This window comes from Candidatus Omnitrophota bacterium (assembly GCA_018894435.1).
In the GTDB taxonomy this organism is placed as follows: domain Bacteria; phylum Omnitrophota; class Gorgyraeia; order JAHIPI01; family JAHIPI01; genus JAHIPI01.
This window is the reverse complement of sequence record JAHIPI010000023.1, coordinates 1-6,000: the sequence shown is the minus strand read 5'-3', so window position 1 is coordinate 6,000 and position 6,000 is coordinate 1. Positions and strand designations below refer to the sequence as shown.

Genomic DNA, 6,000 nt, shown 5'->3' with positions numbered 1-6,000 from the left:
GCGCCTTCCTCCGGAAGCGCTACGTTTATGAATATACCGGAACCCAGCTCAAACCCGGCCGTTTCGCTTATGCGCGGAATAATGCTCATATACCAGTGAAAGAAATCTTTTTACCTGCCTTCCCCTTTTTATATCGGAGATTATAAGAATAAGCACCAACGCGCCGGACGTTAATGCAGCCGCTTCGGGCATGTGCACGGCCAGCATAACCCAAAATAGAATCCAGGGGATAAAGGGAATGATGATCATCATATAGGCCTCTTTTAGAATGCTATCTTGAATTTACTGCCGAAGATATTGGCATCTTTCCACTTGCCAGAACTTTTCTTACATTGGAACATATAATACAATTCCGCCTTCATGCCCTTTAGTATCTCTATTCCCAACCCGCCAAAAAGCCTGTTTTGCGTAAAGCCGCCTTTATCCTTAAAATCAACGAACATTTCATTGGCTACATAGGGCTCCAATTTTAATTTGAAAAGGGGGAACGGATATTTTATCGCAAGTTTGTTGCGGTATTGGGCGTAGTCGTCCTGATAATCAAAGTACTTGTACGCGAATCTGTTGCGGTCTTCAAACTTAAACCCCCAGAGGTCCAGTTTGGGAGTTACATTAGCATGTATGACGTTTTCGGGCTTAAACTCTCCGCTCTTTTTTTCATAAATAAGCCTATAATTTACTCCGAGATCCAAATTTTTATTTATGGTGCATACTGCGCCGAAGTCGTAATGCTGATAAAACAGTTCGCGCGCATCGTCTCCCCATCGGAATTCCTCTTCCGCGGTTAACTTCGCGTGATCGGTGAGTTTCATATCCTGGTTTTCAGTATGCCAAATCTGAAAATCACCGTCTTCATAGGCGTGGGACGGGGTTGTAACGAATATAATTAATGGCGCAATTAGAAATAATGCTCTTTTCATCTATGGTTCAATATGCGTAATGATTACCCATCGCCTTCCAATAGACAGAGATAATATCGCGCGTCACTCTCTCTTTTGTGTATTGAGATTCCACCATCTGCCTGCCGGTTGTGCCGAGCCGTCTTGTCAGGCGTTTATCAGCCAAAAGAAGTATTATCTTCTCCGACAGCGCCTCAAAATCCTTTACCGGGATGACAAATCCGTTTATGCCGTTCTTTATTATCTCGGGCATCCCACCGGTCTTCGTGACGATTATCGGTTTTGCCGACGCCATGGATTCGAGCATGGTCAATCCGAAAGGCTCAAGGCTTGAGGAGGGGTAAATGCAGACATTGCTTAAGGCGTAGAGTTCCTTCATCTCCTCCAATGTATAAGCGTCTATAAGGATATTCTTTTCCAGTTTAAAATGTTTTATGAGATTCACCAGATAAGCAATATCCTTTTGCTGGGTCTCGCCCCAATCTATGATATTTTTGGAGCCGGCCAGGACTAAAATGACATCCGGGAAATTCTCCCTCACAAAGTTCAGCGCCTTAATGCTTACGTCGCAGCCCTTGGCGAGGCCTATTCTTGCCGGATGGAATATGATTTTTCTATTTTTTAACTGGGGATATTTGCTTAAAACCTTTGCCGTGTTCTTTTTGGGATTAAATTCATTCTCGTCCACCCCGTGATGAATGACCGTGATGTCTCTATCGTCGACTCCTATGCCGAGGATTTCTTTTTTTATAAAATGGCTTACGGCGATTATATGAGACCATTCTATCTTATGGGTCAGTTCCAAAAACAGGATATCGTCCCAAGTATTATGCGCGCTCAGGATTAGGGGTATGCCTCTCTCCCTGGCCAGGCGCTCCAGGGTGTGGGCGTGGACCTTGCTAAAATAATGCATATTGTGCGCATGGATAACATCCGGGTTTGACTCTTTTAAAAAAGAGGAGAACTTCTGGTAGAGCTCTTCGTCCAAGGCCTCAAGCCCTCTTTTGTAAAGCCAGTTCAGGTCCATAAGAGGGGTGCGGTAGATGTCTATTCCTTTATACTTATATTGGCCTTTTACGCCTTCTACCGAGCCCGTAAGTAGGCTGACGGCATGGCCGAATTTTTTCATTTCGGGCAGGATCGTATCCAGATGCGACTCTACGCCTCCGACTATAGGCGGAAATCCCCAGTGAAACTGGGCAATGCTTAATTTCTTTTCCTTCATCATCTCTCCTCTCTAATAATGATATGTCCTTCTTTGATATTCGGGAATGCGTCTTTTGAAGACATATATTTTATTTGTCCTGAGAGAGTTAATTTTATTAAAGATGCCTATTTTTACATCCTTATTCTTACGGGAATCGATCTTTATCTTAATGACGTCGTTCGCCAGCTCCAGATTCACCGTATTGCCCTTCCAATGCAGGGAAAAGATCGTCTTTTTCCATGTCTGCGGTACGCGCGGATTTATAAATAATTTTTCCTTTTGGATACTTACTCCCGCAAATCCGAAAACGACCGCCTGCCAAGTCCCGCCTAAAGCGGCGGCGTGAATACCCTCGTGGGTATTTCCGAAAAGATTGCTTATATCGGTACGAAGACTGACATTAAAAAGATTGTACGCCTTGTTCATATCCCGCGCAAAAGAGGCAAAAATGGCGTGTATGGAAGGGCTTAACGAGGACTTATGTACTGTCCTTGGCATATAAAACTCATAATTTGCGATTTTTGTTTTTGAACTGAATACGTCATCTAGAAGATAGAGAAGCATAAGGACATCTGCCTGTTTTACCAGCTGGGTCTTTCCCAGGTCTTTCGCCTTTAACTTGGGAGGCAAAATCGGTATGCCGTTTTCATCCGCAAATTCGGGAATGACCTTTCGCAGTTTAAAATAACCGTCAAATTCCTCAATAACCTTTTTCTTATTGACATTAATGGCTATCTTAGGGGCGATCTTCTTCCACTCTTTCGCCTCTTTTTCTTTCAAATTCAGCTTCTCTTTAAGGTCTTTATATAAGCAGTGGTTTTTCTTCAGCCTACAATGCATGTTGTAGGCCGTAACAAGGTTCCACTTTGCCATCATATTGGTATAGGCGTTATTATTTACCGATATGCGAAACTCGTCGGGGCCGATTATGCGATTGATCTCGTACTTTCTCTTCTTTTCGTTATATTCCACCCTCGATGCCCAAAACCTCGCCGTCTCAAAAAGCATCTCATAGCCGTATTTTTCCATAAAATCTTCATCATTCGTAACGACGTAGTACTTATATAGCGCGTAGGCGATATCGCTCGTTATATGGTGCTCCATCTGATGGGTGTGAATCCTTATAATCGTCCTGTCTATGTCTCGCGCCCATTCCGGCGTCTCTTCTTCGCCTGTATCGGCCGATTCCCATGGGAATTTCGCGCCGCGGAAGCCCTCTTTTTTGGCCAGTTTCCTCGCCTCGTTTATTCTCCTATACCTGTAAAGAAGCATGTTCCTTGCCACCTTCGGAAAATTGAAAAGATAAAAAGGCATGAGGAATATCTCCGCATCCCAGAAGATATGGCCGTGGTAACCCTCGCCGCTTAAGGTTCTGGCGCCGATACTTGAAAATCCGTTGTCGCAATGGCTCGCTATAAGCATATGGTAGATATTGAAACGCAGGTTTTGCTGCAGGTTCGCAGTACCTCCTATAAGGATATCGGCTTTATCCCAAAGCTTTTCCCATGCTTTTACATGTTCATCAAGCAGGTCTCTAAAACTTCTGCGAAAAGACTTGCAGAACATCTTATAAGTGCTTTCTCTATAATCATTACGATTCTCCTCGTACGGAAAATCCTTTATCCAAAAGACCTTGGTAAATATAACTGTCTGGTTCTGTTTCAGGTTAAGGGTAAAAAAATTGTCTTTTGCAAAGACCTTTTTACCGTCGATTTCGTAGTAAAAACCCGCCCAATATACAATTTCGTGCTTTTTATCTAGGGTATTTATCCTGATATAGCCGGCGTCGCGGGACTGCGCCAGTTCTTTTATGCGGAAATGCCTCTTTCTGCCTTCGCTGATGCCTCCGGAATTATAAATAGACGTATCTATGCCGGTATTTACTTCCAGCTCGCAGTTCGAGTCTAGCGGCGTAAAGGCTACCTGCATAGCGCCGATATTTTTATCATGAAGCGATACAAATCTCAGCGATTGGTAATCGTAGCAGCGTTTTTTGCTGTCCCTATATATGGTATGCCTGGTCAAAAGCGCCTTTTTCATGTTGAGGGCTCTCTTATGCTCAAGGAAATCCATGGCTACCAAATCAAATTTTTCACCCTCTATGCTGAATTTGAAATTGATAGGATTAGGCAGGTTGACCAGTTCGGCGACCTGGGAACCCATCTTATCGTAAATGCCCGCAACATATGTCCCCGGAGTCGAGTCGTAAGGCAGTTCTTCCAGAACGCTTCTTGCGCCCAAATAGCCGTTTCCGAGCGAGAGCTGGGATTCTCTTATCTTCTGTAATGACTTCTCCCAGCCGTCTTCTTTTATCAGCCAAAATTCATCATTTATATAATCGGAATAAAGCTTCTTCATCCTTCCAAACACTCCTTCAGTTTTCCGTATTTCATCTCCCGCAGGTCCCTCACTATTACGTCGGCCCTTTTTAATCTTTTGGGGTTATTATAACGGTCGATACCCACAGTAAAAATACCCGCCCTTTTTGCCGCCTCTACGCCCAGATACGCATCCTCAAAGACGGCGCATTCGTACTTTTTCAACTTCAGTTTTCCGAGCGCCTTTAAAAATACCTCGGGGTCGGGCTTGCCCTTTTTTATATCATTTCCATCCACTTTTGTGTTTATAATTTTATTTATGCCGGTCTTTTTCAATATAAAGCCGCAATTTTTGCTGGCAGAGATCACCGCTATTTTTATGCCATGCGCTTTCAGGTCTTTTAAGAGCGCTACGCTTGTCTTATATACTGTGACACCTTCTTTATCTATATAATCCAGATAATATTTTTGCTTCCTATCTGCGGCCTTTAAAAGCTCATCGGGAGAAAGGTTATACAATACCGCCCTTGCCCCGTCCATGCGCGGGATGCCGTCCACTTTCTCCTTATAGTCCTTGAACGTGAACTTCCGGCCGTGTTCGGAAAACATCCTCTTCCACGCCTTAAAATGCGTAGGCACGGTGTTTACCAAAACACCGTCTAAGTCCGATATTACGCCTTTAAACTTCACGTCTCTCTTTACCATAAGTAAAATTAATTATTTTTGATTTGCTCAGGTCTAAATTGGGTACTATGATTATAGCGTTATCTTCGAGGCTCAGGAACCTGGATCTTCTGATTCCTATGTCCAGGACTTTTGCCTTTTCCCCGGAGGGCAGTTTAATCTCGTCATTTATGCGAAAAGGCCGATCAAGCATGATAAGAAATCCCGCAATGACATTCGCGATAGTATCTTGCGCCGCCAGCGCAATCGCTAAAGAGCCCACGCCCAATGTCGCTATAAGCGCTCCGATATTGATGTTAAGATTAGTCAATATAACAAGCAGGCCTATTATCCATATGCAGATATTGCTGAGCTTTCTTAGCAAAGGCATGAATTCATCGTCCAGATTGCTTTTGGTCTTTGGAGCGATGTGCGCGGAATACCAGGCAAAAAACGCCGACGATATCCTCTGAACCCACAAAGTTATAACTAAGACGGAAAATATTAGGAGAGCCTTTGAAATAAGCCTGTTTGCATCGACACTGAGAGCGGCCTTAAACTTGAATAAATGGAAAAAATACAAAGTGCCCACTATAACGATTATAAATATCGGCAACAGGCTCCTCTTTAAAAGCTGGATGACAAGATTGCCTGAAATACTGTTTTTTATGCGAGTGTCCAATTTGCGCCTCCGATTTGTTCTAACTTTCACACGTTTGCAAATCGTCCCGAGCGAAGCCGAGGGACTTCCTTCTTTCCAATTATACCTCGTTATCGAGTAGGAGGCAAGGTTTTCCCTTGCCGTCCTCTCACACCACCGTACGTACGGTTCCGTATACGGCGGTTCGTGTAGTTAATTGAATCCTTCGCAACTCATCCAGTAGTGATATAAGCCCAAGAGAGTCGAAGTATT

5 protein-coding genes are annotated in these 6,000 nt (G+C 43.8%); all 5 read right to left on the bottom strand.

All coding sequences use genetic code 11. The features are described from left to right. Positions 1-263: 263 nt before the first annotated feature. The 5 genes from KKI13_01785 to KKI13_01765 are packed head-to-tail and all read right to left on the bottom strand — an operon-like array spanning position 264 to position 5,769. Positions 264-920, bottom strand: a complete 657-nt coding sequence (locus tag KKI13_01785; GenBank protein MBU4487781.1) for a DUF2490 domain-containing protein — start codon at positions 918-920, stop codon at positions 264-266. Between the two features lie 7 nt (positions 921-927). Further along, on the bottom strand, positions 928-2,127 hold the full coding sequence (locus KKI13_01780) for a glycosyltransferase family 4 protein (protein MBU4487780.1): 1,200 nt from the start codon (positions 2,125-2,127) through the stop codon (positions 928-930). 9 nt (positions 2,128-2,136) lie between these two features. Further along, positions 2,137-4,464, bottom strand: a complete 2,328-nt coding sequence (locus KKI13_01775; GenBank protein ID MBU4487779.1) for a glycoside hydrolase family 65 protein — start codon at positions 4,462-4,464, stop codon at positions 2,137-2,139. Beyond that, positions 4,461-5,129 carry a beta-phosphoglucomutase family hydrolase gene (locus KKI13_01770; GenBank protein ID MBU4487778.1) on the bottom strand — a complete coding sequence of 223 codons (669 nt, stop codon included), beginning with the start codon at positions 5,127-5,129 and terminating at the stop codon, positions 4,461-4,463. The genes KKI13_01775 and KKI13_01770 overlap by 4 nt, the downstream gene beginning before the upstream one ends. Further along, positions 5,104-5,769: a mechanosensitive ion channel gene (locus KKI13_01765; GenBank protein MBU4487777.1), complete on the bottom strand. Its 666-nt coding sequence runs from the start codon at positions 5,767-5,769 to the stop codon at positions 5,104-5,106. Before KKI13_01765 ends, KKI13_01770 begins: the two co-directional genes overlap by 26 nt. Between the last annotated feature and the right edge of the window lie 231 nt (positions 5,770-6,000).

Coding starts and splice junctions, on each gene's coding strand:
- KKI13_01785 (MBU4487781.1), bottom strand. CDS start 920: ATGAAAAGAGCATTATTTCTAATTGCGCCATTAATTATATTCGTTACA.
- KKI13_01780 (MBU4487780.1), bottom strand. CDS start 2,127: ATGATGAAGGAAAAGAAATTAAGCATTGCCCAGTTTCACTGGGGATTT.
- KKI13_01775 (MBU4487779.1), bottom strand. CDS start 4,464: ATGAAGAAGCTTTATTCCGATTATATAAATGATGAATTTTGGCTGATA.
- KKI13_01770 (MBU4487778.1), bottom strand. CDS start 5,129: ATGGTAAAGAGAGACGTGAAGTTTAAAGGCGTAATATCGGACTTAGAC.